The organism is Actinoplanes sp. G11-F43 (assembly GCF_050589265.1).
Taxonomy (GTDB): Bacteria; Actinomycetota; Actinomycetes; order Mycobacteriales; family Micromonosporaceae; genus Actinoplanes.
This window is the reverse complement of the sequence record NZ_JBNZCE010000005.1, coordinates 133060-158533: the sequence shown is the minus strand read 5'-3', so window position 1 is coordinate 158533 and position 25474 is coordinate 133060. Positions and strand designations below refer to the sequence as shown.

Annotated in this window: 23 protein-coding genes and 1 pseudogene; 8 read left to right on the top strand and 16 right to left on the bottom strand. The window is 71.1% G+C overall.

All coding sequences use genetic code 11. The features are described from left to right. Positions 1–130 precede the first annotated feature (130 nt). A complete protein-coding gene (locus ACQ0O7_RS05850; RefSeq protein ID WP_430780712.1) occupies positions 131–835 on the top strand; it encodes an O-methyltransferase in 705 nt (234 codons plus the stop codon). On the opposite strand, the gene ACQ0O7_RS05845 is transcribed toward ACQ0O7_RS05850, so the two are convergent. Both ACQ0O7_RS05845 and ACQ0O7_RS05840 read right to left on the bottom strand, forming a co-directional pair. Next, the gene (locus ACQ0O7_RS05845; protein WP_430780711.1) at positions 800–2209 is read right to left on the bottom strand and encodes a leucyl aminopeptidase family protein; all 1410 of its coding nucleotides are present in this window, start codon (positions 2207–2209) and stop codon (positions 800–802) included. The genes ACQ0O7_RS05850 and ACQ0O7_RS05845 overlap by 36 nt on opposite strands. Before the next feature lie 77 nt (positions 2210–2286). Then, positions 2287–2454 carry a DUF3117 domain-containing protein gene (locus ACQ0O7_RS05840; protein WP_014447667.1) on the bottom strand — a complete coding sequence of 56 codons (168 nt, stop codon included), beginning with the start codon at positions 2452–2454 and terminating at the stop codon, positions 2287–2289. A gap of 274 nt (positions 2455–2728) precedes the next feature. On the opposite strand from ACQ0O7_RS05840, the gene ACQ0O7_RS05835 reads away from it, so the two are divergent. Continuing rightward, positions 2729–3529: a PaaX family transcriptional regulator gene (locus ACQ0O7_RS05835; RefSeq protein ID WP_430780710.1), complete on the top strand. Its 801-nt coding sequence runs from the start codon at positions 2729–2731 to the stop codon at positions 3527–3529. Next, on the top strand, positions 3526–4359 hold the full coding sequence (locus ACQ0O7_RS05830; protein ID WP_430780709.1) for an enoyl-CoA hydratase-related protein: 834 nt from the start codon (positions 3526–3528) through the stop codon (positions 4357–4359). The genes ACQ0O7_RS05835 and ACQ0O7_RS05830 overlap by 4 nt, the downstream gene beginning before the upstream one ends. Before the next feature lie 3 nt (positions 4360–4362). On the opposite strand, the gene ACQ0O7_RS05825 is transcribed toward ACQ0O7_RS05830, so the two are convergent. Genes ACQ0O7_RS05825 through ndhC form a run of 5 tightly spaced genes read right to left on the bottom strand, consistent with a single transcriptional unit; the run spans position 4363 to position 6862 of the window. Beyond that, complete coding sequence (locus ACQ0O7_RS05825) at positions 4363–4881, bottom strand: hypothetical protein (RefSeq protein ID WP_430780708.1); 519 nt, start codon at positions 4879–4881, stop codon at positions 4363–4365. A gap of 4 nt (positions 4882–4885) precedes the next feature. Further along, positions 4886–5452, bottom strand: a complete 567-nt coding sequence (locus ACQ0O7_RS05820) for a DNA-3-methyladenine glycosylase I (protein ID WP_430780707.1) — start codon at positions 5450–5452, stop codon at positions 4886–4888. Between the two features lie 21 nt (positions 5453–5473). Further along, on the bottom strand, positions 5474–5977 hold the full coding sequence (locus ACQ0O7_RS05815; protein WP_430780706.1) for an SRPBCC family protein: 504 nt from the start codon (positions 5975–5977) through the stop codon (positions 5474–5476). Beyond that, positions 5974–6432 (bottom strand): DivIVA domain-containing protein, encoded by a 459-nt coding sequence (locus ACQ0O7_RS05810; RefSeq protein ID WP_430780705.1) that lies wholly within the window; start codon positions 6430–6432, stop codon positions 5974–5976. The genes ACQ0O7_RS05815 and ACQ0O7_RS05810 overlap by 4 nt, the downstream gene beginning before the upstream one ends. 52 nt (positions 6433–6484) lie before the next feature. Then, complete coding sequence (gene ndhC, locus ACQ0O7_RS05805; RefSeq protein WP_430780704.1) at positions 6485–6862, bottom strand: NADH-quinone oxidoreductase subunit A; 378 nt, start codon at positions 6860–6862, stop codon at positions 6485–6487. A gap of 162 nt (positions 6863–7024) precedes the next feature. Here ndhC and ACQ0O7_RS05800 point away from each other — a divergent pair, with 162 nt between their 5' ends. Next, complete coding sequence (locus tag ACQ0O7_RS05800) at positions 7025–8878, top strand: 2-oxoacid:acceptor oxidoreductase subunit alpha (RefSeq protein ID WP_430780703.1); 1854 nt, start codon at positions 7025–7027, stop codon at positions 8876–8878. Next, positions 8871–9881 carry a 2-oxoacid:ferredoxin oxidoreductase subunit beta gene (locus tag ACQ0O7_RS05795; protein ID WP_430780702.1) on the top strand — a complete coding sequence of 337 codons (1011 nt, stop codon included), beginning with the start codon at positions 8871–8873 and terminating at the stop codon, positions 9879–9881. Before ACQ0O7_RS05800 ends, ACQ0O7_RS05795 begins: the two co-directional genes overlap by 8 nt. A gap of 390 nt (positions 9882–10271) precedes the next feature. Here the strand turns inward: ACQ0O7_RS05795 and ACQ0O7_RS05790 are convergent, their stop codons facing one another. Further along, positions 10272–10772 (bottom strand): phospholipase A2, encoded by a 501-nt coding sequence (locus ACQ0O7_RS05790; protein ID WP_430780701.1) that lies wholly within the window; start codon positions 10770–10772, stop codon positions 10272–10274. A gap of 95 nt (positions 10773–10867) precedes the next feature. Here ACQ0O7_RS05790 and ACQ0O7_RS05785 point away from each other — a divergent pair, with 95 nt between their 5' ends. Continuing rightward, positions 10868–11884: a potassium channel family protein gene (locus tag ACQ0O7_RS05785; protein WP_430780700.1), complete on the top strand. Its 1017-nt coding sequence runs from the start codon at positions 10868–10870 to the stop codon at positions 11882–11884. A 625-nt stretch (positions 11885–12509) separates the two neighbouring features. Here the strand turns inward: ACQ0O7_RS05785 and ACQ0O7_RS05780 are convergent. From ACQ0O7_RS05780 to ACQ0O7_RS05770, 3 genes are all read right to left on the bottom strand, one after another. Then, positions 12510–15170: an ATP-binding protein gene (locus ACQ0O7_RS05780; protein WP_430780699.1), complete on the bottom strand. Its 2661-nt coding sequence runs from the start codon at positions 15168–15170 to the stop codon at positions 12510–12512. A gap of 785 nt (positions 15171–15955) precedes the next feature. Then, the gene (locus ACQ0O7_RS05775) at positions 15956–16186 is read right to left on the bottom strand and encodes an FmdB family zinc ribbon protein (protein WP_430780698.1); all 231 of its coding nucleotides are present in this window, start codon (positions 16184–16186) and stop codon (positions 15956–15958) included. A gap of 163 nt (positions 16187–16349) precedes the next feature. After that, on the bottom strand, positions 16350–17036 hold the full coding sequence (locus ACQ0O7_RS05770; RefSeq protein WP_430780697.1) for a hypothetical protein: 687 nt from the start codon (positions 17034–17036) through the stop codon (positions 16350–16352). A 514-nt stretch (positions 17037–17550) separates the two neighbouring features. On the opposite strand from ACQ0O7_RS05770, the pseudogene ACQ0O7_RS05765 reads away from it, so the two are divergent. Together ACQ0O7_RS05765 and ACQ0O7_RS05760 are read left to right on the top strand one after the other, a co-directional pair. Further along, a pseudogene (locus ACQ0O7_RS05765) lies at positions 17551–18513 on the top strand (lytic transglycosylase domain-containing protein); the annotation flags it as partial. 119 nt (positions 18514–18632) lie between these two features. Further along, on the top strand, positions 18633–19649 hold the full coding sequence (locus tag ACQ0O7_RS05760; RefSeq protein ID WP_430780696.1) for a GNAT family N-acetyltransferase: 1017 nt from the start codon (positions 18633–18635) through the stop codon (positions 19647–19649). 193 nt (positions 19650–19842) lie between these two features. Here ACQ0O7_RS05760 and hemB read toward each other — a convergent pair whose 3' ends face one another. The 5 genes from hemB to ACQ0O7_RS05735 are packed head-to-tail and all read right to left on the bottom strand — an operon-like array spanning position 19843 to position 25412. Beyond that, on the bottom strand, positions 19843–20829 hold the full coding sequence (gene hemB, locus ACQ0O7_RS05755) for a porphobilinogen synthase (protein WP_430780695.1): 987 nt from the start codon (positions 20827–20829) through the stop codon (positions 19843–19845). Positions 20830–20879: 50 nt separating this feature from the next. Beyond that, positions 20880–22466: a uroporphyrinogen-III synthase gene (locus ACQ0O7_RS05750; protein WP_430780694.1), complete on the bottom strand. Its 1587-nt coding sequence runs from the start codon at positions 22464–22466 to the stop codon at positions 20880–20882. Further along, positions 22463–23392 carry a hydroxymethylbilane synthase gene (hemC, locus tag ACQ0O7_RS05745; RefSeq protein ID WP_430780693.1) on the bottom strand — a complete coding sequence of 310 codons (930 nt, stop codon included), beginning with the start codon at positions 23390–23392 and terminating at the stop codon, positions 22463–22465. The genes ACQ0O7_RS05750 and hemC overlap by 4 nt, the downstream gene beginning before the upstream one ends. Then, on the bottom strand, positions 23389–24684 hold the full coding sequence (locus ACQ0O7_RS05740) for a glutamyl-tRNA reductase (protein ID WP_430780692.1): 1296 nt from the start codon (positions 24682–24684) through the stop codon (positions 23389–23391). The genes hemC and ACQ0O7_RS05740 overlap by 4 nt, the downstream gene beginning before the upstream one ends. Next, a complete protein-coding gene (locus ACQ0O7_RS05735; RefSeq protein ID WP_430780691.1) occupies positions 24681–25412 on the bottom strand; it encodes a redox-sensing transcriptional repressor Rex in 732 nt (243 codons plus the stop codon). Before ACQ0O7_RS05735 ends, ACQ0O7_RS05740 begins: the two co-directional genes overlap by 4 nt. Positions 25413–25474: the final 62 nt, after the last annotated feature.

The window sequence follows — 25474 nt, the reverse complement described above, 5'->3', positions numbered from 1 at the left end:
CCGCGCATCCAGGATGACACGGATTCACCGGTTCACACCTTGCCACGGGTCCGCTCCCGCGCCGAACGGACTGTTTATCCATCGACGGCACGGTGCATCACCGGAGAACATCGCTCTACTCTCTTATCCGATGTGCGCGTTTTCCGGCGCGCGCCATCGTCACTGCTGTACGGAGGTCGTCATCATCGGTCCCGCTCGTTCATTCGGTCAGCCGGCGGCTCAGTCAATACCGTTCGCCGAGACCTATGCCACCGAGGACCCGGTTCTGCAGACCGCGCGTGCCCTGGCGCACGAGCTCGGCCTGCCCAGCGTCTCCCCCGGGGCCGGCTCCGTGCTGCGCCTGCTGGCCGCCGCGGGCAGCGCCAAGGCCGTGGTCGAGATCGGCACCGGCACCGGCGTGAGTGGCATCTGGCTGCTCGGCGGGATGCGCCCGGACGGGGTCCTCACCACCATCGACGTCGAGCGCGAGCACCAGCGGATCGCGCGGCGGATCTTCCAGGAGGCCGGGTACGCCCCCGGCCGCACCCGGATCATCAGCGGCCGGGCGCTGGACGTGCTCCCCCGGCTGTCCGACGGCGCGTACGACCTGATCTTCGTGGACGCCGACACCGCCGAGTTCGCCGCCTGCACCGAGGCCGCCCTGCGCCTGCTCCGGCCGGGCGGGGTGCTGATCGTGAACGGGGCGCACGCGGGCGGCCGGATCAACGACCCGTCCGCCCGTGACGTGGACACCCTGACCGTCCGGGAGACGGTGAAGGCGATCCGGGAGTCCGAGGAGTGGATCCCCGCGGTGATCCCCTCAGGCGCCGGCCTGCTGACCGCCGTCAAGCGCTGACAGCCAGCGCAGCAGCGTCCGGGCGCCCCAGCCGGTGGCGCCCTTGGTCAGCTCCGCGTCGTCCGCCTCGGCCCAGCTCGGGGCGGACATGTCGAAGTGCGCCCACCGGGTGTCGCCGAAGAAGTCGCGCAGGAACAGCGCGGCCATCACCACCCCCGGGCCGGGTGACGCGTTGACCCGGTCGGCGATGTCGCTGCGCATCAGCTCGGTGTAGTCGTCGGACAGCGGCAGCCGCCAGATCTGCTCGCCGGCCGCCGTGCCGGCCGCGGTCAGCGCGGTGGCCAGGTCGTCGTCCGGGGTGAGCAGTGCGGCGGTGCGCTTGCCGAGGGCCACCGCGTTGGCTCCGGTCAGGGTGGCCACGGTGACCGTCAGATCGGGGCGGACGTGCTCCGCCGAATACCCCAGAGCGTCCGCCAGGACCAGCCGGCCCTCCGCGTCGGAGTTGGTGTTCTCGCTGGTCGAGCCGTCGTAGTGGGTGATCACGTCACCGGGCCGGAAGGCGGCGGCCCCGACCGCGTTCTCGGCGAGCGGCAGGAGGGCCGTCACGCGTACCGGCAGGTTCAGATCGGCGGCGGCCAGGGTCGCGGCGGCGACCGCCGCCGCCCCACCCATGTCCTTCTTCATCAGTTTCATGCTGTCCCGCGGCTTGATCGAGATGCCGCCGGTGTCGAAGGTGATGCCCTTGCCGACCAGTGCCACGTGGGTGGTCGCGCCGTCCGGCCGCCAGGAGACCTCGACGAAACGCGGCGGGGTCACCGAGCCACCGCCGACGGCCCGCAGGCCACCGAAGCGCTCCAACTCGTCACCCGCGCGCACGGTCACGGTCAGGCCGGGCCGGCTCGCCGCCTCCGCGACGACCTGGGCGGCGAACCACTCCGGGTTCTTCACCGAGGACGGCGTGTTGGTCAGGTCCCGGGCCAGCCACACGGCACGGGCGGTGATCTCGGCGCGGGTGAGGCTGTCGGCGTACCGCGAAAGGTCGTCGGCCCGCAGACGGACCTCGCCGGAGCGGACCGGTTTCGCCGCGTCCCGGTATCGGTAACCGCCCAGCCAGAGGCCCTCGGCCAGGCCACGCAGCGCGGCCGGGTCCAGCCCCGCCGGGATCAGGACATGCAGGGTCTCGTCGTCGGCCACCTCGCGGATCGCGGCGGCGCCCGCCGCCCGCCAGTCCGCCTCGGCGCCGTCGCCGACACCGGCCAGCAGGACCCGGGACGGCTGCCGCAGCGGCCGGGGCAGCACGGTGACCCGGCCGGCACCGGTGTCCGGCGCCAGGGCCTCGACCTCGGCGCCGACCTCGCCCGGCACCGGCGAACCGGCCGGGACGAGCCAGGTGGACGTCTCGTCGGGGACGTCCGTCAATCGGATGGTGAACACGGGAGGATGACCTTTCCGTAAGACGTGGAAAGCCCGCCGGTACGGGCGGTACCGTACCGGCGGGCTCGCGTGAAACGTCAGCCGGCGATCGACTTCAACGCGTCACCCAGCGCGTTGGCCTCGTCCGGAGTCATCTCAACGACGAGACGGCCACCACCCTCCAGCGGGACGCGCATGACGATGCCACGACCCTCCTTGGTGACCTCCAGCGGACCATCGCCCGTCCGCGGCTTCATCGCCGCCATCTTGTCTCCCCTCAGACCTACGTCAGGGTCGGTGGGTTGCCCCACAGCCACTTGCTCCTGGAATGCCAGCAGCCACGTCACGTGCTCAGCCCCACGCGACGCGGTGCTCGTTTCCGACCGGCGGCCCGCTCAGGCCGTTTCACGCTTCCGCGCGCCGCGACCCACCGTGCCGATCAAACATTTTCCCTGATGAACACCGGCGAACCCAAACCCAGCCCGGGCGGATGTGACAGCGTCTAGCATATCGCCTTTCCTGCTGTCACAATGTGCGGTCATGCAGGCGCGGTCCGCACTCTTCGACCTGTACGGTGACTATCTGCGCGCCCGTGGTTCCCGCGCCCCCGTCTCCGCCCTGGTCAGACTGCTTGCTCCGCTCGACATCGCGGCGCCGGCGGTCCGCACCGCAGTGTCGCGAATGGTGCGACAGGGATGGCTGCATCCGCTACGTCTCGCCACCGGACCGGGCTACGTTCTCACCCCGAAAGCCGCGCGACGACTCGACGAAGCGGCCGCCAGGGTGTACCGGACCGGTCGCGGCGGATGGGACGGCCGCTTCGACATGATCCTCCTGCACCAGCCGGTCGCACGGCCGGACGCGGCCCGCCTCACCTATCTGGGCTACGGATCGCTGAGCGAACAGGTGTGGGTGGCGCCCCGGGCGTCCGACGAGACGGAGGCCGCGCTGACCGAGGCGGGCGTGGGGTACGAGCGGTTCAGCGCCGCGCACACGGCCGGTTCGGTGGGGGCGAACGGGATAGTGGCCCGCGCCTGGGATCTGGGGCGAATCGGACGGTCGTACGAGGAGTTCGTCGAATCACTACAACCCGTCGTCAAGGCGGTCACTCCACGTAGTACCGATGAGGAGGCGTACGCGGCGAGGTTCCGTCTGGTCCATGCGTGGCGCTCGATCGTCTTTCCCGACCCGCAACTGCCGTCCGCGCTGCTGCCCCCGGGCTGGCCCGGGGTGAAGGCCGCCGCCTTCTTCGACAAGCACGCGGCCCGGCTGCGGACACCGGCCGACCGGCATGTGGACAGGACACTTCGTGGAGCACGTGTGGGACCCTCGGAGACATGACCGCCATCCGACCGCCCCACCCTCCGCCCAAAAACGGACTGAAGGCTGACTCGCTGCTCGTCGACCGTACTGACGCGGTCGTCACCCTGACCCTGAACCGGCCCGAGGCGATGAACAGTTTCACCGTCGACCTCAAGGAGGCGCTGCGGGACACCCTCGCCTCGCTGGAGAGCGACCGGTCCTGCCGGGCCATCGTGCTGACCGGCGCGGGCGGCGCCTTCTCCGGCGGTCAGGACCTGCGCGAGCACGCCACCCTGCTCCAGGCCGGGGGCACCGATCTCAACACCGTGCAGGTGCACTACAACCCGATCGCGCAGCGGCTGGCGAACATGCCGAAGCCGGTGATCGCGGCGGTGCGCGGGATGGCCGCCGGGGCGGGCGCCTCACTGGCCCTGCTCGCCGACTTCCGGATCGGTGGCCCGAAGACCAGCTTCCTGATGGCGTTCGCCAACGTGGGCCTGGCCGGGGACAGCGGCATCTCCTGGTCGCTGCCGCGGATCGTCGGCCACGCCAAGGCGGTCGAGCTGCTGCTGCTCGCCAAGCCGGTGAAAGCCGACGAGGCGAGCCGGATCGGCATGCTCACCGAGCTGCTGGAGGACGACGAGCAGGTGCTGCCGCGAGCCCAGGAGCTGGCCGCGCGGCTGGCCGCCGGGCCGACCGTGGCCTACGGCGCGATCAAGCGGGAGCTGTCCATCGCCACCGCCGGCACCCTCTCCGACGCCCTGGCGGCCGAGGCGCAGGCCCAGTCGATCTGCGGCGCGACCGCGGACCATCAGGCCGCGGTCACCGCCTTCGTGAACAAGCAGAAGCCCGAATACCAGGGCCGCTGAGGACTACTCGTCCTCGTCCTCCTCCTCGGGGTCCTGGTTCTTCTCGACCCCGAGGACGAAGGCCTGCATGGCCAGCTCGTCACCGGACGGCCAGACATACGTCGGCAGCTCGGCCGGGCCCAGCTCCAGCACGTGCGACCAGAACTGGCGCACCGCCTCCGCCGGATTCACCGCCTCGATCGGCATCGCCACACTGACCAGCCACGCCTTCTTGTCGGCCGCGCCGCCCAGGGCGGTGGCGAACCGCTGGAACGTCGCCTCGTCGGCCGGCCCGGCACTCAGGCCGGCCGCCGCGACCGGCTCGTCGAAGGCCCGCCGCAGGTACCACAGAGCCAGCTCGCCGCCGTCTGCCTTCTCCACCCGGGCCAGGGCCACCACGTGCTCGTCGGCGACCAGCAGGACCTCGTCACCGACCGCCGCGGCCGCTGCTGAGGGGGCGGCGGGCACCGTCACCGCGTCGTGCTGGAACAACCGCTCGGTCGCCCACTGCCCTTCCGGAATGATCACCACGAACTGAGCCATGGTGTCATCTCATCACGGGCACCCAGCAGTCCGTGAGGTGGTCGTCCACCATGCCGGTGGCCTGCATCAACGCGTACGCGGTGGTCGGGCCGACGAACTTCAGGCCACGCTTCTTCAGCGCCTTGGCCATGGCCGTGGACTCCGGGGTGACCGCCGGGACGTCGGCGAGAGCGCGCGGCCGGTCCCGGCGCGGCGGCGCGAACGACCAGAGCAGCCCGGTCAGATCCAGCCCGGCCGCCACCCGGGCGTTGTGCAGAGCCGCGTCGATCTTCATCCGGTTCCGGACGATCCCCGGATCGGCCATCAGCCGGGTCGCGTCGGCCTCGGTGAACGCGGCGACCCGCGCGATCGAGAACCCGGCGAACGCCGCCCGGAACGCCTGCCGCTTACGCAGGATTGTGATCCACGACAGCCCGGACTGGAAGGCCTCCAGGGTGAGCCGCTCGAACAGCGCGTCGTCGCCGCGGACCGTCCGGCCCCACTCCTCGTCGTGGTAGGCCACGTAGTCCGGCGTGCTGCCGCCCCACGGACAGCGGGCCCGGCCGTCAGCACCGACCACGGCGTCACTCACGGCAGCCGGCCTGCTCGGTGCTCACGGCAGCCGGCCCTGCTCGACCAGGCGGGCGAAACGCTTCAGGGCACCGGTGAAGCCCAGCTTCGAACCCGGCCAGAGCACCGGCCAGGCCACCTTGCCGACCGCGCCGGCCGGCAGGTGGAACCACTCGTGCAACACCACCTGGGTGCGATCGCCGGACATCGCGGTGCACCGCATCGCGCCCGGTCCCCGCAGCACCTTGCCGCAGTGCACGACCCGGACCTCGTACGGCGCGTTGACCTTGACCACCTGCAACTCGTCGCGCAGCACCGCCGGGCCGAGCGCGGTGACCGCCTCGACCAGGCTGCCCTCGCCGCCGTCGCCGTCGACCACCCGGACCCGGGTGAACGGAATCCAGTCGGACTGCCGCTCCCAGTTCATGAACGCCGCGAAGACCTGGGGTGCCGGCGCGTTGACGATCACCGTGGCGGTGAACTCGCCGGAGCCGGGACTGGCCGGGTCGCCCAGTCCCGCTGGGCCGGCCTCCGAATCGTTGCTCATCGCTTCTCCACCGGTTCCGGACCGGCCTCCATCGGGATCACCGGCGCGTCCGGGCCCGGCGGGACCGGCGGCTCCGCCGGCGGTGCCACGGCCGGGGCGAGCGCCGCCTCGCGCGCCTTGCGCAGCGCGTCGGCGTCCTCCTGACGGCCCTCACGCAGGGCGGCGACCTCGGCCTCCAGCACGCCGATCAGCTCACCCTTGTAGCCGATGTCGTACGCGGCACGCTGCAGCGCCTGGTCCACCTGCGCCATCCGGTAGCCCCGGACGACGGTGTCGAACCTGGTCCGGGAGATGTCGTCCTCGCCGAGCGGACGGTCGCCGGGCAGCGGGACCGCACGGCCATCGGGCTCGACCGGGGTCAGTCCGGGGTCGCTCCCACTCAGCAGAACGGTGACGCCGAAGACGATCGTCGCGACGACGAGAGCCACGACGATGAAGAGCAGAAGCTGACCCATGCGCACGATGTTGGCATGTCCGCTTTCCGGTGGCGAGCCCGCCACCCATGTGTCAGGTCCAGGTGAGGATCTTCTTGCGCCAGGCGTAGAGGATGCCCAGCGCCAGGACCGCCACGAAGATGCCCATCTCGGCGATCGCGAGGCCACCGAAACCGGGACGATCGAAGATCAGCGCCCAGGGAAAGAGAAATACCGCTTCCACTGCGAAAAGCACATAGAGGTACGCGTAAACGTAATACCGGATCTGCGCCTGCGCCCAGTCGCCACCGACCGGATCGATGCCGCTCTCATAGGAGATCAGCTTGCCCGCGGGCTCCGCCGGGCGCGACGGCCGGAGCAGCCGGTTCGCCCCGAACGCGGCCACGAACAGCAGCGCGCCGGCGGCCAGGAGCAGACCGAGCAGGGCGTACGACCCTAGATATCCCGCCACGATAGTGCAGCCTACTAAAGAGCACTGGATGTCCCCGCCACCACATGGCTACTGTGGGCAACGGTCCGGGACCACTTCGTAAGGGGCGGCGACGTAGTGTGGAACTGACGATTTGCGGACCGGGTCATCGACGAACGTCCGCGCCTTCTGGAGGTTGAGATCGTGGCCGCTCCCGCGAAGCGAGTCGAGCAACTGGACCGTGTGGTCATCCGGTTCGCCGGTGACTCCGGCGACGGCATGCAGCTCACCGGCGACCGATTCACCTCGGAGACCGCGCAGCTCGGCAACGACATCTCGACACTGCCGAACTTCCCGGCGGAGATCCGCGCACCGGCCGGCACCCTGCCCGGGGTCTCCAGCTTCCAGGTGCACTTCGCCGACTACGACATCCTGACCCCCGGCGACGCCCCCGACGTCCTGGTGGCGATGAACCCGGCCGCCCTCAAGGCCAACCTGGCCGAACTGCCGGCCGGCGCCGACATCATCGTCAACACCGACGAGTTCACCCGCCGCAACCTGGCCAAGGTCGGCTACGCCGTGAGCCCCCTGGAGGACGGCTCGCTCGCCGAGTTCGCCGTGCACCCGGTGGCCCTCACCTCGCTCACCCTGGGCGCCCTCAGCGAGCTGGGCGTCGCCAAGAAGGACGGCGAGCGCGCCAAGAACATGTTCGCGCTCGGCCTGCTCTCCTGGATGTATTCGCGGCCGTTCGAGTCGACGCTGCGGTTCCTGGAGCGCAAGTTCGCCAAACGGCCCGACCTGGTGGCCGCGAACAAGGCGGCGTTCCAGGCCGGGTGGAACTACGGCGAGACCACCGAGGCGTTCTCGGTGCGCTACGAGATCAAACCGGCGAAGATGCGGCCCGGCAACTATCGCAACATCACCGGCAACCAGGCGCTGTCCCTCGGGCTGGTGGCCGCCGCGGTGCGCTCCGGGCTGCCGGTCTTCCTCGGCGCCTACCCGATCACCCCGGCCTCGGACATCCTGCACGAACTCTCCAAGCACAAGCGGTTCGGCATCACCACGATGCAGGCCGAGGACGAGATCGCGGCGATCGGGGCGGCGCTGGGTGCGGCGTACGGCGGCGCTCTGGGTGTCACCACCACCTCCGGGCCGGGCGTGGCGCTCAAGGGCGAGACCATCTCCCTAGCCATCGCCCTGGAGCTGCCGCTGGTGATCGTCGACGTGCAGCGGGCCGGCCCGTCCACCGGCATGCCGACCAAGACCGAACAGGCCGACCTCAACATGGCGCTGTTCGGCCGGCACGGTGAGGCCCCGCTCGCGGTGGTCGCCCCGAAATCACCGTCCGACTGCTTCCACGCGGCCCTGGAGGCGGCCCGGATCGCCCTCACCTACCGCACCCCGGTGATCCTGCTGTCCGACAACTACGTGGCCAACGGCTCCGAACCGTGGCTGCTGCCGTCCGTCGACGAACTGCCCGATCTGCGGGTCACGTTCGCCACCGAGCCCAACGGGCCGGACGGGCGCTTCCTGCCGTACCTCCGCGATCCCGCGACCATGGCCCGCCCGTGGGCGGTGCCCGGCACACCCGGCCTGGAGCACCGCATCGGCGGTCTGGAGAAGGCCGACAAGACCGGCGACATCTCGTACGATCCGGCCAACCACGAGTTCATGGTCCGCACCCGGCAGGCCCGCATCGAGGCGATCAGCGTGCCCGAGGTGGACGTGGAGGACCCGTCCGAGGACGCCTCGGTGCTCGTGCTGGGCTGGGGCTCCACCTACGGCCCGATCGGCGCCGCCTGCCGGGCACTGCGCCAGCGCGGGCTCTCCGTCGCCCAGGCGCACCTGCGGCACCTGTCGCCACTGCCGGCCAACCTCGGGGAGGTCCTCGCCGGGTACGACAAGGTCGTCGTCCCGGAGATGAACCTCGGTCAGCTGGCCGCGGTGATCCGATCCCGATATCTCGTCGACGTGGTTCCGTTCAACCAGGTCAGCGGCCTGCCGTTCACCGCCGCGACGCTGGAGAGCATGCTCGAGGACGTGGTCAAGAATGGCTGAGACGGTCGCGCTGAAACTGACCGCCAAGGACTTCAAGTCCGACCAGGAGGTGCGCTGGTGCCCCGGCTGCGGGGACTACGCGATCCTGGCCGCGGTGCAGCAGTTCATGCCGGAGCTGGGCATCCCCCGGGAGAACATCGTGTTCGTCTCCGGGATCGGGTGCTCATCCCGTTTCCCGTACTACATGAACACCTACGGGATGCACTCGATCCATGGGCGCGCCCCGGCCATCGCGACCGGGCTGTCCACCTCCCGGCCCGACCTGAGCGTCTGGGTGGTCACCGGCGACGGCGACGCGCTGTCGATCGGCGGCAACCACCTGATCCACGCGCTGCGCCGCAACGTGAACCTGAAGATCCTGCTCTTCAACAACCGGATCTACGGGCTCACCAAAGGGCAGTACTCCCCCACCTCGGAACTCGGCAAGATCACCAAGTCGACGCCGGCCGGCTCCGCGGACTCACCGTTCAACCCGCTGTCACTGGCTCTCGGCGCCGAGGCGACCTTCGTGGCCCGGACCATCGACTCCGACCGCAAACACCTCCAGTCGGTGCTGCGGGCCGCCGCCGACCACGAGGGTTCGGCGTTCGTCGAGATCTACCAGAACTGCAACATCTTCAACGACGGCGCCTTCGACCTGATCAAAGACCCGTCGTCCCGTGACGAACACCTGATCCGCCTGGAACAGGGCCAGCCGATCACCGTCGGCGATCTGAACGTCGTCCACCCGGAGGGCAGCTTCGGCCTGAAGGTCCAGGAGGGCGGCACCCCGATCGTCCACGACGCCACCGTCGACGACCCGGCCTACGCCTTCGCGCTGAGCCGGCTCTCCGGCTCCGACCTGGGCACCACCCCGATCGGCGTGTTCCGCGACGTGCGGCGCCCGTCCTACGACGAGATCGTCCGCAAACAGGTCCTGGACGCCCGGGCCCAGGCCGACGGCACCGCCGAGGAGATGCTCGACAACCTGCTGAACAGCGGCGACACCTGGACGATCCTTTAGGACCCTTTTCGGTACGCCATTCGGCCCCACAACCGCAAGAAGCAGGCCCTGCCTGGTCCGCGCGAGGTGACCCGGTGATCCGGGCCGACAGCGCGGCCGCCGGGCGAATGCGACGGCCAAACCCGCGTGCCGACTTCCGGCGCGACCCGCACCCGAAGTCACCACGCAAGCCCGCCGCCCAGACCACGTGCCAACTTCCGGCGCGACCCGCACCCGAAGTCACCACGCAAGCCCTCGTCTCGGGGGGCGTGGAGAAATTCGGGCCGAGTCGCGCCGGAAATCGGCACGCGGTTTGGGGCCTGCGGCAGGACTGAGGGTGGACACAGCGACTGCGGCACGGTGACCACCGCATTCGGCCCGGCGGTCGCGCTGTCGGCCCGGACCACCGGCTCACCTCGCGCGGACGTGGCGAGACATACTGCTTGCGGTTGTGGGAGGTGCCGGGCGTACCAGATCGGGGTCTCTGGGAAGTAACCGCACTGCCTCGAAGTAGGCGAAGGCGGTCACGTTGCAGAGGGGCTGGGCGGACAGACGCCGGGCGTCGCAGATGCGGCGCAGGTCGGCCCGGAAACTCTCGTCGACACGCTTCTTGTGGCGGGCGAAATCGGTCCGGTAGTTGCGGTAGCCGAAATCGTGCCGCCGGCAGGCGTTGGTGAAGTCGAAACCGAACGGGTTCTCCGGGGCACGGGTGCACAGGTCGGTCGACCAGTCGAAACGGTAGGCGGCCCAGCGTTTCCGGTCCAGGCGGGCGGCGTTCCAGGCGGCGGCGCTCGCCGCGGTCGGGCGGGTCCAGCCGGCGAGAACCTTGTCCCGATCAGTGGTACGCGCGGCAGCCGGCCCGGCCGGGATGATCGCCGTCAGCAGGGCCGCGACGGTCACGAGCCGGATCATGTGGGACCTCCAGCGCGCGCCCGGTGAGCTGATGTGATGTCCTACCGATGAGATCTCAAGCTTGACGGTTAAGGTGATCGCGTGCAGGCGGTTCCATGATTCATCTACCTATGGTCCGTCAGGGACCGTTACGGGCCCTCGCGGTCCGCCTGACGATGGCGTGTTCCCTGATCCTGGTCGCGGTCGCGGTGATCTATTCCGACCGGGACGGGTACCGGGACGTCAACGAGGACGGCCTGACCCTGCTCGACTGCTTCTACTACGCGGTCGTCTCTCTCTCCACCACCGGCTACGGCGACATCACCCCGGTGACCCAGGGCGCCCGCCTGGTGAACGTCCTGTTCATCACGCCCGCCCGGGTCCTCTTCCTGATCATCCTGGTCGGCACCACACTGGAGGTGCTGACCGACCAGTACCGCAAGGGCCTGCGCGTCAGCCGGTGGAGGAGCAAGTTGAAGGACCACGTGATCATCTGCGGGTACGGCACGAAGGGCCGGGCCGCCGTCGCCGCGCTGCTGGAAACCGGATACGACAAGAGCAGCATCGTCATCGTGGAGAACCGTGAAGCAGGCGTCCGGCAGGCGCAGGCCAGCGGCTTCGTGGTGATCGAAGGCGACGCCACCCGGTCGTCGGTGCTGAACGAGGCGGACGTGAAGAACGCCAAATCGGTCATCATCGCCACCGACCGGGACGAAGCCTCGGTGCTGATCACGTTGACCGTGCGCCAGCTGACCGCCGGCCAGGTCCGGATCATCGCCGCGGTCCGCGAACAGGAGAACGCGGCACTGCTCAAACAGAGCGGCGCCCACCACGTGATCGTGTCGTCGTCGACGGCCGGCCGCCTGCTCGGTCTGACCACCACCGCGCCGCCGCTGATCGACGTGGTCGAGGACCTGCTCACGCCCGGTCAGGGCATGGCGCTGGCGATGCGCTCCGCCGAACGGGCCGAGGTCGGCCGCAACCCGCGCGAACTGGCGACGCTGGTGGTGGCCCTGATCCGCCGGGGCAAGGTGCTGCCGTTGGGCGGCGAGCAGGCGGTCACCATCGAAACCGGCGACCTGCTGGTCTACATCCGCGACGACGAATCGGTCTCCAGCGGGGTCGCGGTCTAAGGACAACCCTTCTGCCGGTACGCCCCACACCTCCACAACCGCAGGCGGCACGCCCTGTGTCGTCCGCGCGAGGCGCGCGGTGGTCCCGGCCACCGACGCGACCGCCGGGCGAATGCGCCGCTCACCGCCACCCCGCAAACCCGCGTGCCGCACAACGGCGCAAATCGCACCGCAAGTGACCACGCAAACCGCAACCGCCACCCACGTGCCGCACAACGGCGCGAAACGCACCGCAAGTGACCACGCAAACCGCAACCGCCACCCGCGTGCCGCACAACGGCGCGAAACGCACCGCAAGTGACCACGCAGCCACCCGCGTGCCGCACAGCGGCGCGAAACGCACCGCAAGTGACCACGCAAACCGCAACCGCCACCCGCGTGCCGCGCTGCGGTGCGAAACGCACCGCAAGTGGCCACGCGCGCTTCGCGCGCGACCTGCGTGCCGCGCTGCGACCCGCGTGCCGCGCTGCGGCGCGGGCCGCGCCGGGAAGTGGCTCGCGGGTTTCGGTGAGGGGCGCATTCGCCCGGCGGGCGCCGGACGGTCTGGAGTGGCGCCCGCGTCGCGTGGACGAGGCGGGGGCCGCTGCTTGCGGTTGTGGAGGTGTGGGGCGTACCAGAAAAGGGTTTATCGAACTATCTGGGCGAAACGCACAGCGCCGTTCTCCAGGTCGGGGTGTTCGACGGCCAGGGCCATCGCGACGATCCGGTCGAAGCCCAGGCCCGCGCCGTCCGCATAGGCCTCGTCGAACGTCGCGTCGCCCAGCGCCTCCCGCAACGACATCTGGCGGGCCGACCAGAAGGCGCCGAACGACTCGGTCCGGCGGGCGCCCCGAGCCGCCTCCGCGCCGCCGAACAGCACCGTCGCGGTCGCCGGATCACCGCCGGACGCGCAGCGCACCGCGATCGCCGCCACCGCGTCCGCCGCCGCACCCCGGAACCCGTGCCGCAAGCGCGACCGCAACGCCACCACCAGATGATCGTGCGCGGCCACCAGGTCACCACGCCGGAGCGCGACCATGCCGAGCAGCCAGTCCACCGCACGCCGGCCACGATCCTCGGGACGTGCCGCCTCCCACTGCCGGGCCGCACCCAGCAGATCCGCGGCCTCGGTCAGCGCCTCCCGCCGCCACAACAGTTCGGCCAGGGCCAGTACCGCGGGGAAAGCCGCGTTCGGCACCCCGGAACGCTCGGCCTCGGCGATCACCTCACGACAGTCGCCCTCCGCACCGGCCGGATCGTCGCCGGGCGTCGTCAGGCGCACCGCCCGCACCCGGATCCGCAGCGCCGCGTCACCGGAACGCCCCGCCTCCTCCTCGGCCCGGCCCAGGAACCGCTCCCGCTCGGCCCGCTCATCCGACAGCCCGGCGTGCACCAGGTAGGCCCGCGCCAGATCGGCGGCGGCGATCCCGTCGCCCACCCCGTCCCCCGTCCCGTCCTCAGCGGACGGCAGGTGACGGTAGAGGGCGGCCAGCAGTTCCCGGCCCTCCCGGCGGGCGTCGCCGTGCTCACGCCACCACGGTTCCAGGGCGGTGGCCAGGCGCAACCCGGCCGGCACGTCCCCGGTGGCGGCGGCCCAGCGCAGCGCCGCCTGCCACTCCGGGACCAGTGGGCCCAGCTCGGTCAGCGACACCGTCCGAACCTGGTCGTCGGTGTCCAGCGCGGCCCGCTCCAGCGCGTGCAACGACCAGTTCAGATGACCGTCGCGGACGCTGGTCTCCTCCCCGGTGGCGGTGAGCTGGCGCAGCGCGTACGCCCGGACCTGATCGGACAACCGGTAACTCGGACCCGGCGTCACCTCGACCAGCGACTTGTCGGCGAGTTCGGACAGTGCGCCGAGCGCACTCGGGTCACCCCACTCGACGGTCGACAGGTCCACCGGTCCGGCGTAGACCGACAGCCGTCGCAGCAGGCTCGCCGCCCGGCTGCCCAGTGTGCGATAGGACCAGGCCAGATTGTTGGCCAGACTGGCATGCCGGCCGTCCCCGGCGGCCTCGCTGTCCAGCGCGCCCAGCGGGTCGTCCAGCCGCCGGGTCAGCTGCTCGGCCGGGAGCAGCCGCAGCCGGTTCGCGGCCAGCTCGATCGCCAGCGGCGAACCCTCCAGCCGGGCCGCCAGCCCGGCCAACTGCGGATCCCCGTCCCCCGGACGACCGCCCTGAGCCGCCGCCGCACGATCCCGGAGCAGCGCGAACGCGTCCGCCGGGGCCAGCGGCGGAATCCGCCACACGGTCTCCCCCGGCAGTGCCAGCGGGGCCCGGCCGGTGGCCACCACATCCAGCCGGCGGCAGCGACTGAGCAGCCGGTGCGCCAACGTCGCGGTCAACGCCGGCGCCGCGTCGGCGGTCTGCACGATCACCAGCATCCGGCGCTCGGCACACTGCTCCACCACCGTGTCGATCATCGGCCGGCCCGGTTCCGGGCGCACCCCCAGAGCCGCGGCGAGAGCGACCGGCAGGCCCTGCGCGGCAGTCGCGGCATCGATCGTCCACACCCCGCCCGGGTACGCCGGAAGAAGCCGCTCGGCCACCGCACACGTCAGCCGGGTCTTCCCCGAACCACCCGGCCCGACCACCGTGACCAGGCGGTTCCGTCCGATCAGCGCGGACAGCTCGGCCACCTCCGCCCGGCGGCCCACGAACGGGCTGTGCTCGGCCGGCAGATTGTGCCGCGGCGCCACATCGGTCCGCGGCCGGGGGAACTCCCGCTCCAGCCCCGGCGCCAGCACCTGGAACAGCCGCTCGTCGTCGTCGAACCCGCGCAACCGGAACGACCCCAGCGCCAGCAGATCCACGGTGGCCAGAGTGGCCGCCGCGGCGGTTCCGGTGGAGCCGCCGGACAGCGCGGCGTGCGTCGCCGTCACCGCGAGAGTGGTCGCCTCCGAACACAGCACCTGGCCCCCGTGCGCGGCCGCGGACACCCGGGCGGCACGGTGGACCTCCTCACTCGCGTACTCCTGACCGACCGGGACGGCCCGGCCGGTGTGCAGTCCCATCCGGACCCGCGGCACCGCGTCCAGGCGCGGCCAGTCGTGAGCGGACAGCCGGCGCTGCGCCTCGACACAGGCCGCGACCGCCGCGTCAGCATTCGAGAAGGCGACGAAAAAGGAGTCACCCTCGGTTAGGAGCTCGACACCGTTGAAATCTTTGAATACAGCGCGTAGCACTTCTCGATGCGCTCCGAGAACGCTGCGGTAGGCCTCGCCGAGCATCCGGGCAAGCCGCGTCGAGCCCTCGATGTCGGTGAACATAAAGGTCACCAGGCCACTGGGTAGCTCGATCCGTCCCGACACGGTGGAACCTCCGCCCCCTTCTGGGAAGTCGCGACTCATGCTGCCGTACCTCTGCGTCACCGCCCATCGTAGAAACGGACGGTAATCGCTTGCCCGCCACGGCCGACCCCTTATGGAGGACGGCCGAATCGTGTATCGACCGGCGGCATACGGGACTACGCGTCTCGTAACGAAAGAGATCGACCGCGGAAACGCCGTGCACGGCCAAAACCGGCAGGCCGTTCGGGTGTACCCGTAAGAGGCAACATGTTCGCCACCCGCAGCGAGGAGAAGGTCACCGGCCGAAGTCGACAGTGATCACCATGGTCGCGGGTGGGCGCGTTGTTCGCAGGCGATTCTCAGGTTCTGGCCACCACGATCATCTTTCCGGTGTGGAGCCGGGATGATCTCCGGGCCGGGCGCCGGGCGCCGGGCGCCGGGTGTCGGGTGTCGGGTGTCGGCGTCGGATGTCGGCGTCGGATGTCGGCGTCGGATGTCGGGCGTCGGATGTCGGATGCCGAGGGGTGGGACGAGGTCCGGAGGTTCCGTGCCGGGCTTCGGGCGATTCCGCACCGGACGATTCGCTCCGGGCCGAGCGGGTGATCCGCATCGGGCGGCTCGAGCCGGGGACCGGCCAGGTGATTCGCGGCAGGCGGCTCGAGCCGGGACCGGCCGGGTGATTCACACCGGACGTCGGACGCCAAGCGGTTCGCGCCAAGCGGTTCGCACCAAGCGGCGGATGCTGGGCGGTGTGGGCCGGGGCCGTTCGGCGATCAGGGATCGGCCTCGCGCCCCTGGGACGGCCGTCAGCAGCAGCCGCCGCCACCGCAACAACCGCCGCCACCGCCACCGCTGCTCATCGGAGCCGGGGCGGAACCGGAACCGCCCCCACGGCCGGTCACCGCGACTGTGGACAACAGCTTGACGGTGTCGTCGTGACCCCGCGGGCAGGCGGCGGGCTCTCCCGCCTCGCTCATCGGGCGGCTGACCTCGAAGTTGGCGCCACAGGCGCGACAGCGGAACTCGTAACGCGGCATTCAACCAGCGTAGGACCCCTGCCGCGGAGGGTTGTCCACAGGGCGTTCCGGGAGTTGTCCACAGGGCGTTCGCGAGGTCCCCGGGAGTGGTTTCCGGCGGGTAGGGTCTACGCGTGGCGGAGGCACCCAAGGACCCAGCAGAGCAGCCGGCCCCGGCCCCACATCAGGGCGGGCCGCTGGCGAGTTCCGGCGCGGCCTCAGCCGATCCGGGCAATCCCCCGGCCACCACGCCCGCCTCGGCATCGGACGAGCCGGACAAACCCGTTGCCGCGTCAGGCGTGGACAAGCCCGCGGCCACCACGTCCACCTCTGGGTCGGACGAGCGTCCGGCCGCCGTCGTCGGCTCAGCCTCCTCCTCCTCCTCCTCCGCCTCGGGCGATTCGGATAAGCTTCCGGCATCCGCCTCTTCCTCGGGCGGACAATCCGCGGGGCTGTTTCCGCCGCTCGTGCCACTTCCGCCGGTGACGCCGTTCCCGATCGGCAGCCCGTTCTCTTTGGCCAGGAGCGAATCTACCGCCGGTCCCGCCGACGAGACCGGGACCGACGCAGGCAAGACCGACGCAGGCAAGACCGACGCGGGCAAGACCGACGCGGGTGAGACCGACGCGGGTGAGGCCGGCTCGCATCCGGAGGCGAGTGGTTCGACGGAGTCTGGCAAGGATGCCGGGGCCAGTGCCACGGCCGAGTCAGCGAAGGCTGGCACAGCCGGCTTGCTCAGGTCCGCGGTGCCTGGTCCGGCTGCGGCGGGCATCTCAACGACGAAGACCTCGGCGGCCGGCATTCCCGGTTCCACCACTCCGGGTTCCGGCACTTCGGGCTCCGGCACTTCGGGTGGGACCGCGGGCGTCACCGGAGAAGGGCAGGCGCCCGGGGACAGCGGGCCAGCCGGAGACAGCAGGACAAGCGGAGACGGCAAGAAGAGCGGAGATGTCTCGGCGAGTAGCGCCGGCAAAGCAAGCAGCGCCGGCTCGGCAACTGGCCGATCCGAGACAAGCGGGGACCGTCCGGCAAGCGGAGACGGCAGGGCTGTCGAAAGTTCGGCGAAGGGCTCGCCTGAGTCGGTCGACGGCAAGTCGCCTGACGGGGCCTCGCCAGGAACGAACGCCGGAGCGCCGGGTGTTGGGGCAGGCAGCGGGACGGTTGCCGGGGCTGCGGCGGCCAGTGGCACACCTGCCGGAGCTGGGGCGGCCAACGGCACAACTGCCGAAGCTGGGACAACCAGCGGCACGTCCGCCGAAGCTACGGCAGCCAGCGGCACACCTGCCGGAGCTGCGGCGGCCAGCGGGACGGTTGGCGGAGCGGCGGCTGCGGCGGGCGTGGCCGGTGTTGTTGCGGGCGGTGGTGCTGCGGGGAAGCGGGGGCGGCGGTTTCGGCCGTTGCGGCTGAGTGGGCGGGCCGCTCGTGGGGTGGTTTCGTGGGCTCGGGGGCCCAGTGGGCGGGTGGTGATTCCCGGGTTCCTGGTGTCCGCGCTGGTGGTGGGAGCGGTGGCCTCGGGGGCCTATCTCGTGCCGAAAGCGCTGGAGGCGGCTCCCGCGCCCAGCACTACGCCGCAGTTCGGGGCTGGGGTGGACGGGTCGGTTCCGCCTCCGGTGTGGGGGTCGCAAGGGGTTCTGCCGCCCAGCTATCCGGTTCCGGGGATCACCACGGGGCTGCCGGGGCTGGGACCGTCCGGGCTGCCGGGGCTGGGGGCGTCGGGCATTCCGGGGCTGGGGGCTTCGGGGCTGCCGGGGCTCACCCAGCCCACGGTGGCCAACGTCCGGCCGGCTGACGCGCTGGCGGGATGGGCCGGGCAGGTGGGTACCAAGGTGGGGATTCCGGTGGTGGCGGTGCAGGCCTACGGCTATGCCGAGCTGGTCACCGCGCAGACCACGCCATCCTGCCGGCTCAGTTGGACCACGCTCGCCGCGATCGGGAAGGTCGAGTCGGCGCACGGCAGTTTCAACGGAGCCGTGTTGCGGGCGGACGGGGTGGCCGAGCCGAGCATCTACGGGCTACCGCTGGACGGGCAGGGTGGGCGGATGCTGGTGGCGGACACCGACCAGGGCGCGCTGGACGGGGACACCACCTATGACCGGGCGATCGGGCCGATGCAGTTCCTGCCGGCCACCTGGAAGGCGAACGCGGTGGACGCCGACCGGGACGGGGTGGCGAACCCGAACGACATCGACGACGCCGCCCTGACCGCCGCCGCGTACCTCTGCAAGGGCGGCCGAGATCTGTCGCGTGCGGACTCCTGGTGGGAGGCGATTCTGTCGTACAACGCGGTCCGGCCGCAGGCGCAGAAGGTCTTCGCCGCCGCCGACGACTACGGGAAACGGAGCCGCTGACCGGCACTGATCACGATGCGGTAGATAGATCGGCGATCTTCGCGACGCTGAGTGATCGTCGCCGTACTTTTGCGTGGTCAGCACTTCCCTCCAGGTCGTACAAACGGCACGATGTACGGGTGAGGGTGCGTGAATGGGATCCCCGCTCCGCGTCCGCGACCGAGGTCGACTCGCTCGTGGAGACGGTGAACGCGGTCCTGGCCGCCGACCTTCCGGACGATCCACCCTGGCGGGACGTACAGGTCAGGGAGTATCTGGCCGAGACCATGCCGGGCGAACGCCGGATCACATGGGTGGCCGAGGACGACCGGCTCCCGGAAGGCACCGGCAAGATCTTCGCGCACGTCAACATTCTGCTGCTCGGTGACATCGGCGTGCTCGAAGTCGTGGTGCGCCCCGAGTTGCGGCGCCGCGGCCTGGGCCGGCAACTGGTGGCGATGGCCGCCCGGCGCGCCTATCTGGAGGGATTCTCCTCGATCGGCGTGGAGGCGATCGGCGGCACGTCGGCGATCCCGTTCTACGAGTCGCTGGGTTTCGAGAAGGAGTATGTGGAGACCCGCAGCGTGCTCAATCTGGACTCGGTGGACTGGGTGGCCCTGGGTGGCATGGCCAGTGGGATCAGTTCCGGGTACCGCATCGAATACCACCCGGGCGGGCCGCCCGATCACCTGCTGGAGGCGTACGCGCAGGCGAAGGCCGAAGCCCAGCGGGATGACGACGACCTGGACCTGGCGCCCCGCTCCTCGGATCCGGCCCGGCTGCGGGAGTCGTTGGAGACGCTGCACCGGCGGGGGTTGAAGCCGTACATCGTGCTGGCCATTCATGAGGCGAGCGGGGCGGTGGCCGGGCTGACCGAGGTGGTGGTGCCGGCGCAGCATCCGGAGCGGGCCGACCAGTACGACACGATCGTGGTGCGGGAGCACCGGGGTTACGGCATCGACCGGGCGATCAAGGCGCGGATGCTGTTCGAGTTGCGGGCCGCCGAGCCGGCACTGCGGCAGGTGCAGACGTGGAACGCACAGCACAACGAGTCGATGCTGAAGGTGAACGCGGAGCTGGGCTACGAGTCGGATCGTGACTGGTTCGAGTACATCGCCGACGTGACCCAGCTGGTGCAGCGCTTCGAACCGACCTGAGCGTGCCGCGTTCCGGCACGGATCGCGCCGAAAGTCGGCACACGGTTTGAGCGGGACCACCGCGGAACCCGGCTGGCAGTCGGCGCGCGGTTTGAGCGGGACCGCCGCATTCGGCCCGGCGGTCGCGGGTCGGTGGTGACCCACGGCCCGCCTCGCGCGGACGAGGCGGGACCGTTTGGTGGACCGTACGAAATCAGCGGTTTTGAAGTAGGTTTGCGGCCTCGGTCGCCCAGTAGGTCAGGGTGATCTCGGCGCCGGCCCGCTTGAGCGACGTCAGCGACTCCAGGATGACCCGCTCGCGGTCCAGCCAGCCGTTGGCGGCGGCGGCTTCGACCATCGCGTACTCGCCGGAGACCTGGTAGGCGGCGACCGGCACGCTGACCCGGTCGCGGAGGGCGGCGATGATGTCCAGGTAGGGCAGGCCGGGCTTGACCATCACGATGTCGGCGCCCTCGGCGATGTCCAGTTCGACCTCGCGCAGCGCCTCGCGGGCGTTCGGCGGGTCCATCTGGTACTGCCGGCGGTCGCCCTGCAACGACGAGTCGACAGCCTCGCGGAACGGGCCGTAGAAGGCGCCGGCGTATTTCACCGAGTAGGCGAGGATCGTGACGTCCTGGTGTCCGGCCGCGTCGAGGGCCCGGCGGACCACGCCGACCTGGCCGTCCATCATCCCGGACGGGCCGACCATGTGCGCGCCGGCCTCGGCCTGCGCGACCGCCATCTCGCCGTAGATCGCGAGGGTGGCGTCGTTGTCGACCGAACCGTCGGCGGCCAGCACACCGCAGTGCCCGTGCGAGGTGAACTCGTCCAGGCAGAGGTCGCCCATGATGACCGTGCTGTCGCCCAGCTCGGCCCGCAGGTCACGCAGGCCGACGTTGAGGATGCCGTCCGGGTCGAGACCGGCCGAACCGGTGGCGTCCTTGTTGGCGCTGTCCGGCACACCGAACAGCATCAGACCGCCGACACCCGCCTCGACCGCCTCGGTGGCGGCCTTGCGCAGCGATTCGCGGCTGTGCTGCACCACCCCGGGCAGGGAGCTGATCGGCTTCGGCTCGGTCAGCCCCTCCTTCAGGAACAGGGGCAGGACCAGGTCGGACGGAGCGACGTGGGTCTCCTGGACCAGCCGGCGGATGGCCGGGGTGCGCCGCAGACGGCGCGGGCGGATGTCGGGGAAGGACATCGGGGCTCCTCTGGGTGGTGGGCCGGGAGATTCCGGCCCACCACTGACGATCAGCGGAAACGGAGAGCCGTCGGGCCCTGCACCTTGGAGCCGCGGCGCTGCTTGGCCGGCATCGCGGCCAGCTTCTCGCGGAGTTCCAGGGCGTACTCGGCGAGGGCTTCGACCAGGTCCGGCACCAAGGCGTTCTGCGGCTGGGTGTCCACCCGCAGACCGAACTCGACGGCGGTCTCCGCGGTCTTCGGGCCGATCACCGCGACGACCGTGCGGGCGTGCGGCTTGCCGGCGATGCCGACCAGGTTGCGGACCGTCGAGGACGAGGTGAACAGCACCGCGTCGAACCCGCCCGACTTGATCGCGTCGCGGATCTCGGCGGGCGGCGGGGCGGCCCGGACCGTGCGGTACGCGGTGACGTCGTCGACCTCCCAGCCACGCTCGATCAGCCCGGCCGCGAGAGTCTCGGTCGCGATGTCGGCGCGCGGCAGCAGCACCCGGCCGACCGGGTCGAGGATCTCGTCGTGCGGCGAGAACTCGGCCAGCAGACCGTCGGAGGACTGCTCGCCGGAGGGGATCAGCTCGGGCTGGATGCCGAACGCGCGGACCGCGTCGGCGGTGGCCTCACCGATACAGGCGATCTTCACGCCGCCGAAGTGCCGGGCGTCCAGGCCGTGCTCGCCGAACTTCTCCCAGACCGCGCGGACCGCGTTGACCGAGGTGAAGATGACCCACGCGTAGCGGCCGTCGACCAGGCCCTTGACCGCGCGCTCCATCTGGGCCGGGGTGCGCGGCGGCTCGACCGCGATGGTCGGCACCTCGCACGGGATGGCGCCGTAGGCGCGCAGCCGGGCGCTCATCGCGCCGGCCTGCTCCTTGGTCCGCGGGACGAGGACCTTCCAGCCGTACAGCGGCCGGTTCTCCCACCAGCTCAGGTTGTCGCGCTCGGCGACCTCGGAGCCGACGGTGAGCACCACCCGGCCGGTGAAGCCGAGCGCCGCCGCGACGAAGCTGTCCACCGTCGAGGTGGTGGTGTACTGCGTCTCGCCGGTGCCGTCGCCGGTCACCGCGACCGGGACACCCGGCTCGACACCGGCGGCGAGCAGGCCGTCGCGGACCGCGGCGAGGTCGCCGGCGTCCACGGCCACCGCGAAGGAGCCCTTCTGGGCCGCCGCGGCGAGCGCGTCGAAGTCCAGGGTGGTGACGTCGTCGACGTCGGCGGAGACCCGCACTCCGGGCAGCGGCACACCGGCGTACGCCGCGACCCCCTCGGCCTGGCCGATCCCGGGGATCACCTCGAAGTGCACGGCCGTCCGGGAGACCGCCTGCACCTCCTTGACCACCGAGTCGTGCCCGAACGGGTCGCCGGCCACCAGGTGCACGGCGGACAGGCCGGACTTGGCGGCGGAGAGCAGCACCTTGGCGACGTCGCCGGGCGCGCCCTCGGCCGGGCTGAACTGGGTGTCCTCCTTGGCGTCCGCACGGATCGCGCTGAGGAGGGAGTCGGGCACGCCGCGGTCGTAGACCACCTGGTCGGCATCGATCAGCGCCGCGTACGCGCGGCGGGTCAGCAGCTCCGGGTCGCCGGGTCCGGCGCCGATGAACGCGATGCGTCCGGCTGGCTTACGGGCGGTGCGGGTGGTCATTCTGTGCTCCCCATCAGGGTATCGGCTCCGGCGTCGAGGAGATCGATGGCGAGCGCCTTGCCGATCTCCGCCGCGCCGGCGGGCGTTCCGGTGCGCGACAGTCGGACGGCTCGGACGCCATCCGGGCTGATCACCGCACCGCGCAGGTAAATCTCGTCGCCGTCGTCGCCTTCAGCGATCTCGGCGTGTGCCGCGACCGGGGCGGAGCACCCGGCCTCGAGCGTGGCGAGCATCGACCGCTCCGCCGTGACGGCAGAGCGGGTCGGTGCGTGATCGAGAACGGACAGCACCTCGATCAGGTCGGTGTCGTCGGCCCGGCACTCCACCGCCAGCGCGCCCTGAGCCGGGGCGGGCAGCATGAGCATCGGGTCGAGCGTCTCGGTGATCTCCGCCGACCGCCCGAGACGTGCCACACCGGCTCGGGCGAGAACGACGGCGTCGAGGTCCGCGTCGGGTCCGAGGACCCGGGCGATACGCGAGTCGACGTTCCCCCGAATCGGCGTGACCTGCAACTCTAGGCCCAAAGCCCGCAGTTGCGCGATTCGGCGCACCGCACCGGTGCCGATCCGCGAGCCGGGCGGCAGCTCCGCCAGGGTCAAACCGTCCCGGGCGATCAGGGCGTCCCGGGGGTCCTCCCGGAGCGGCACCGCGGCGATGTGCAGGCGTGGGTGGTCACCGGTGGGCAGGTCCTTGTACGAGTGCACGGCGAAGTCGATCTCACCGGCGATCAGGGCGTCACGCAGCGCGGAGACGAAGACACCGACACCCAGCTCGGCGACCGGGGCGGCGGACCGGTCACCCGGGGTGACGATCCGGATCAGCTCGACCGGGCGGCCGGTGGCGGCGGTCAGCGCGTCGGCGACCATCTGTGACTGGGTGAGCGCCAGGGTGCTCCCCCGGGTGCCGAGACGCAGCGGGCTGGTCACGGTTTCCCTCCGATCTCCGGTACGGCGTTCGCCTGCGTGGCCAGCGGGACGTCCAGGTCGAACAGCTGGCGGAGCAGGGCGGCGTACTGATCACCACCGGGCTCGGCGGCGAGCTGGCGGACCCGCACGGTAGGCGAGTGGAGCAACTGCTGGACGACCCGGTGCAGGGTACGGGAAACGTCGCCCCGCTGCTCCTCGGTGAACTCCGGGCGGCGCGACATCAGCTTGCGCATCTCCGAGGAGACCACCTCGTCGGCCCGGGTGCGCAGCGCCGCCACGGTGGGCGCGATCTCGGCGCCGCGCAGCCAGCCGAGGAAGGTGTCCACCTCGCCGGTGACGATCTGCTCGACGGCCGCGGTCTCGGCCGCCGCCGGGCCGGTGCGCCGGCTGTTGGCCAGGCTGTCGATGTCGACGATGGTCAGGCCGGGCAGCCCGGCGGCGTCCGGCGCCACGTCCCGGGGGACGGCCAGATCGAGGACGACCAGGTCCTTTCCGACCAGCTCCAGGCGGTCCCGGGTCAGCACCGGCTCGGTGGACGCGGTGGCGCAGACCACGATGTCGACCTCGCGCAGCACGCTGTCCAGGTCGCCGAACGGGACCGAGGTGGCGCCGTACAGCTCGGCCAGGCGGTCGGCCCGCTGCTGGCCGCGGTTGGTGATCCGGAGCGACCCGATGCCGTTGCGGGTGAGCGTGGCCACCGACAGCGAACCCATCGCGCCGGCCCCGATGATCAGGGCGGACTTGCCGGTCAGGTCGCCACCGAGGTGCTCGGCGGCGACGTCCAGGGCGGCCGTGACGACACTCTGGCCGGCCCGGTCGATGCCGGTCTCGGCGTGGGCCCGCTTGCCGACCCGCAGCGTCTGCTGCATCAGCTCGTGCAGCAGACGGCCGGCCGAGTCGACCTCGGTCGCCGCGTGGTAGGCGTCCCGCAGCTGGCCGAGGATCTGCGCCTCGCCGACCACCATCGAGTCGAGGCCGGACGAGACCCGGAACGAGTGGCGGACGGCGGCCTCGCCGTAGTGCACGTAGAGGTGGCCGGCCAGCTCGGTGGCCGGGATGCCGGAGTGCTCGGACAGCACGTTGCAGATGTCGCCGAGGCCGCCGTGGAAGCCGCTGACCGCCGCGTACACCTCGACCCGGTTGCAGGTGGAGACGACGACCGCCTCACCCACATACGGCTGGGCGACCAGACGCTGGAGCAGCTCCGGGACGGACGGTTCGGGAATGGCGAGGCGCTCCAGGACCGCGACGTCGGCGGTGCGGTAGGAGGCGCCGATGCTGAGCAGGTTCACGACCCGACCGCCTCCTGACCGTCGTTGCGGCCTCCCGGCAATGCGGTCAGAGACGCCTTGCGGTGCTCGTGGAACGAAAGGATCTGCAGCTCGATAGCAAGATCCACTTTGCGGACGTCGACGTTGGCCGGCACCGAAAGAACCCCCGGGGCGAAATTGAGAATGCTCGTCACACCCGCCGCGACGAGCGCGTCGGCGACCGGCTGCGCGGTGCCCGGCGGGGTGGCGATGACACCGATCGCGATGGACTCCTCCGCGGCGATCCGCTGGAGGTCGTCGATGTGCCGCACCACAAGACCGTTGATCACCTCACCGACCTTGTCCACGTCGGCGTCGAAGAGCGCCACCACCCGGAAGCCGCGGCTGGCGAAGCCCGCGTAACCGGCCAGGGCGTGCCCCAGGTTGCCGACGCCGACCAGGCAGACCGCGCGGTTCTTGTCGAGGCCCAGGATGTACTCGATCTGGTCGACGAGCAGGGCCACGTCGTAACCGACACCGCGGGTGCCGTACGAGCCGAGGTGGGAGAGGTCCTTGCGGAGTTTGGCCGAGTTGACCCCGGCGGCCGCGGCCAGGCCCTCGCTGGACACCGTCTCCGCGCCGGTCTCGGCGAGGTGGTGCAGGGCACGCAGATACTCCGGCAGTCGCGCGATGGTCGCCTCCGGGAGATCCGGGAAGGCCGGGACGCCATCGGCTTCGCCGGGCGTGCTTCCGTGACGCTGCTGGCTCATCTGACTCCGTGCCGACGAGGCGGACCTGCGGTGAGCCCTGTCTGTGCGGTACCGGTGGAACC

Excerpts from the sequence above, each read along its gene's own strand:
- ACQ0O7_RS05825 (WP_430780708.1), bottom strand. The coding sequence starts at position 4,881 with ATGGCTCAGTTCGTGGTGATCATTCCGGAAGGGCAGTGGGCGACCGAG.
- ACQ0O7_RS05775 (WP_430780698.1), bottom strand. The coding sequence starts at position 16,186 with ATGCCGCGTTACGAGTTCCGCTGTCGCGCCTGTGGCGCCAACTTCGAG.
- ACQ0O7_RS05750 (WP_430780694.1), bottom strand. The coding sequence starts at position 22,466 with ATGACCACCCGCACCGCCCGTAAGCCAGCCGGACGCATCGCGTTCATC.
- ACQ0O7_RS05835 (WP_430780710.1), top strand. The coding sequence starts at position 2,729 with ATGCAGGCGCGGTCCGCACTCTTCGACCTGTACGGTGACTATCTGCGC.
- ACQ0O7_RS05840 (WP_014447667.1), bottom strand. The coding sequence starts at position 2,454 with ATGGCGGCGATGAAGCCGCGGACGGGCGATGGTCCGCTGGAGGTCACC.
- hemB (WP_430780695.1), bottom strand. The coding sequence starts at position 20,829 with ATGTCCTTCCCCGACATCCGCCCGCGCCGTCTGCGGCGCACCCCGGCC.
- ACQ0O7_RS05795 (WP_430780702.1), top strand. The coding sequence starts at position 8,871 with ATGGCTGAGACGGTCGCGCTGAAACTGACCGCCAAGGACTTCAAGTCC.
- ACQ0O7_RS05815 (WP_430780706.1), bottom strand. The coding sequence starts at position 5,977 with ATGAGCAACGATTCGGAGGCCGGCCCAGCGGGACTGGGCGACCCGGCC.
- ACQ0O7_RS05735 (WP_430780691.1), bottom strand. The coding sequence starts at position 25,412 with ATGAGCCAGCAGCGTCACGGAAGCACGCCCGGCGAAGCCGATGGCGTC.
- ACQ0O7_RS05790 (WP_430780701.1), bottom strand. The coding sequence starts at position 10,772 with ATGATCCGGCTCGTGACCGTCGCGGCCCTGCTGACGGCGATCATCCCG.
- ACQ0O7_RS05785 (WP_430780700.1), top strand. The coding sequence starts at position 10,868 with ATGATTCATCTACCTATGGTCCGTCAGGGACCGTTACGGGCCCTCGCG.
- ACQ0O7_RS05850 (WP_430780712.1), top strand. The coding sequence starts at position 131 with ATGTGCGCGTTTTCCGGCGCGCGCCATCGTCACTGCTGTACGGAGGTC.
- ACQ0O7_RS05810 (WP_430780705.1), bottom strand. The coding sequence starts at position 6,432 with ATGGGTCAGCTTCTGCTCTTCATCGTCGTGGCTCTCGTCGTCGCGACG.
- ACQ0O7_RS05830 (WP_430780709.1), top strand. The coding sequence starts at position 3,526 with ATGACCGCCATCCGACCGCCCCACCCTCCGCCCAAAAACGGACTGAAG.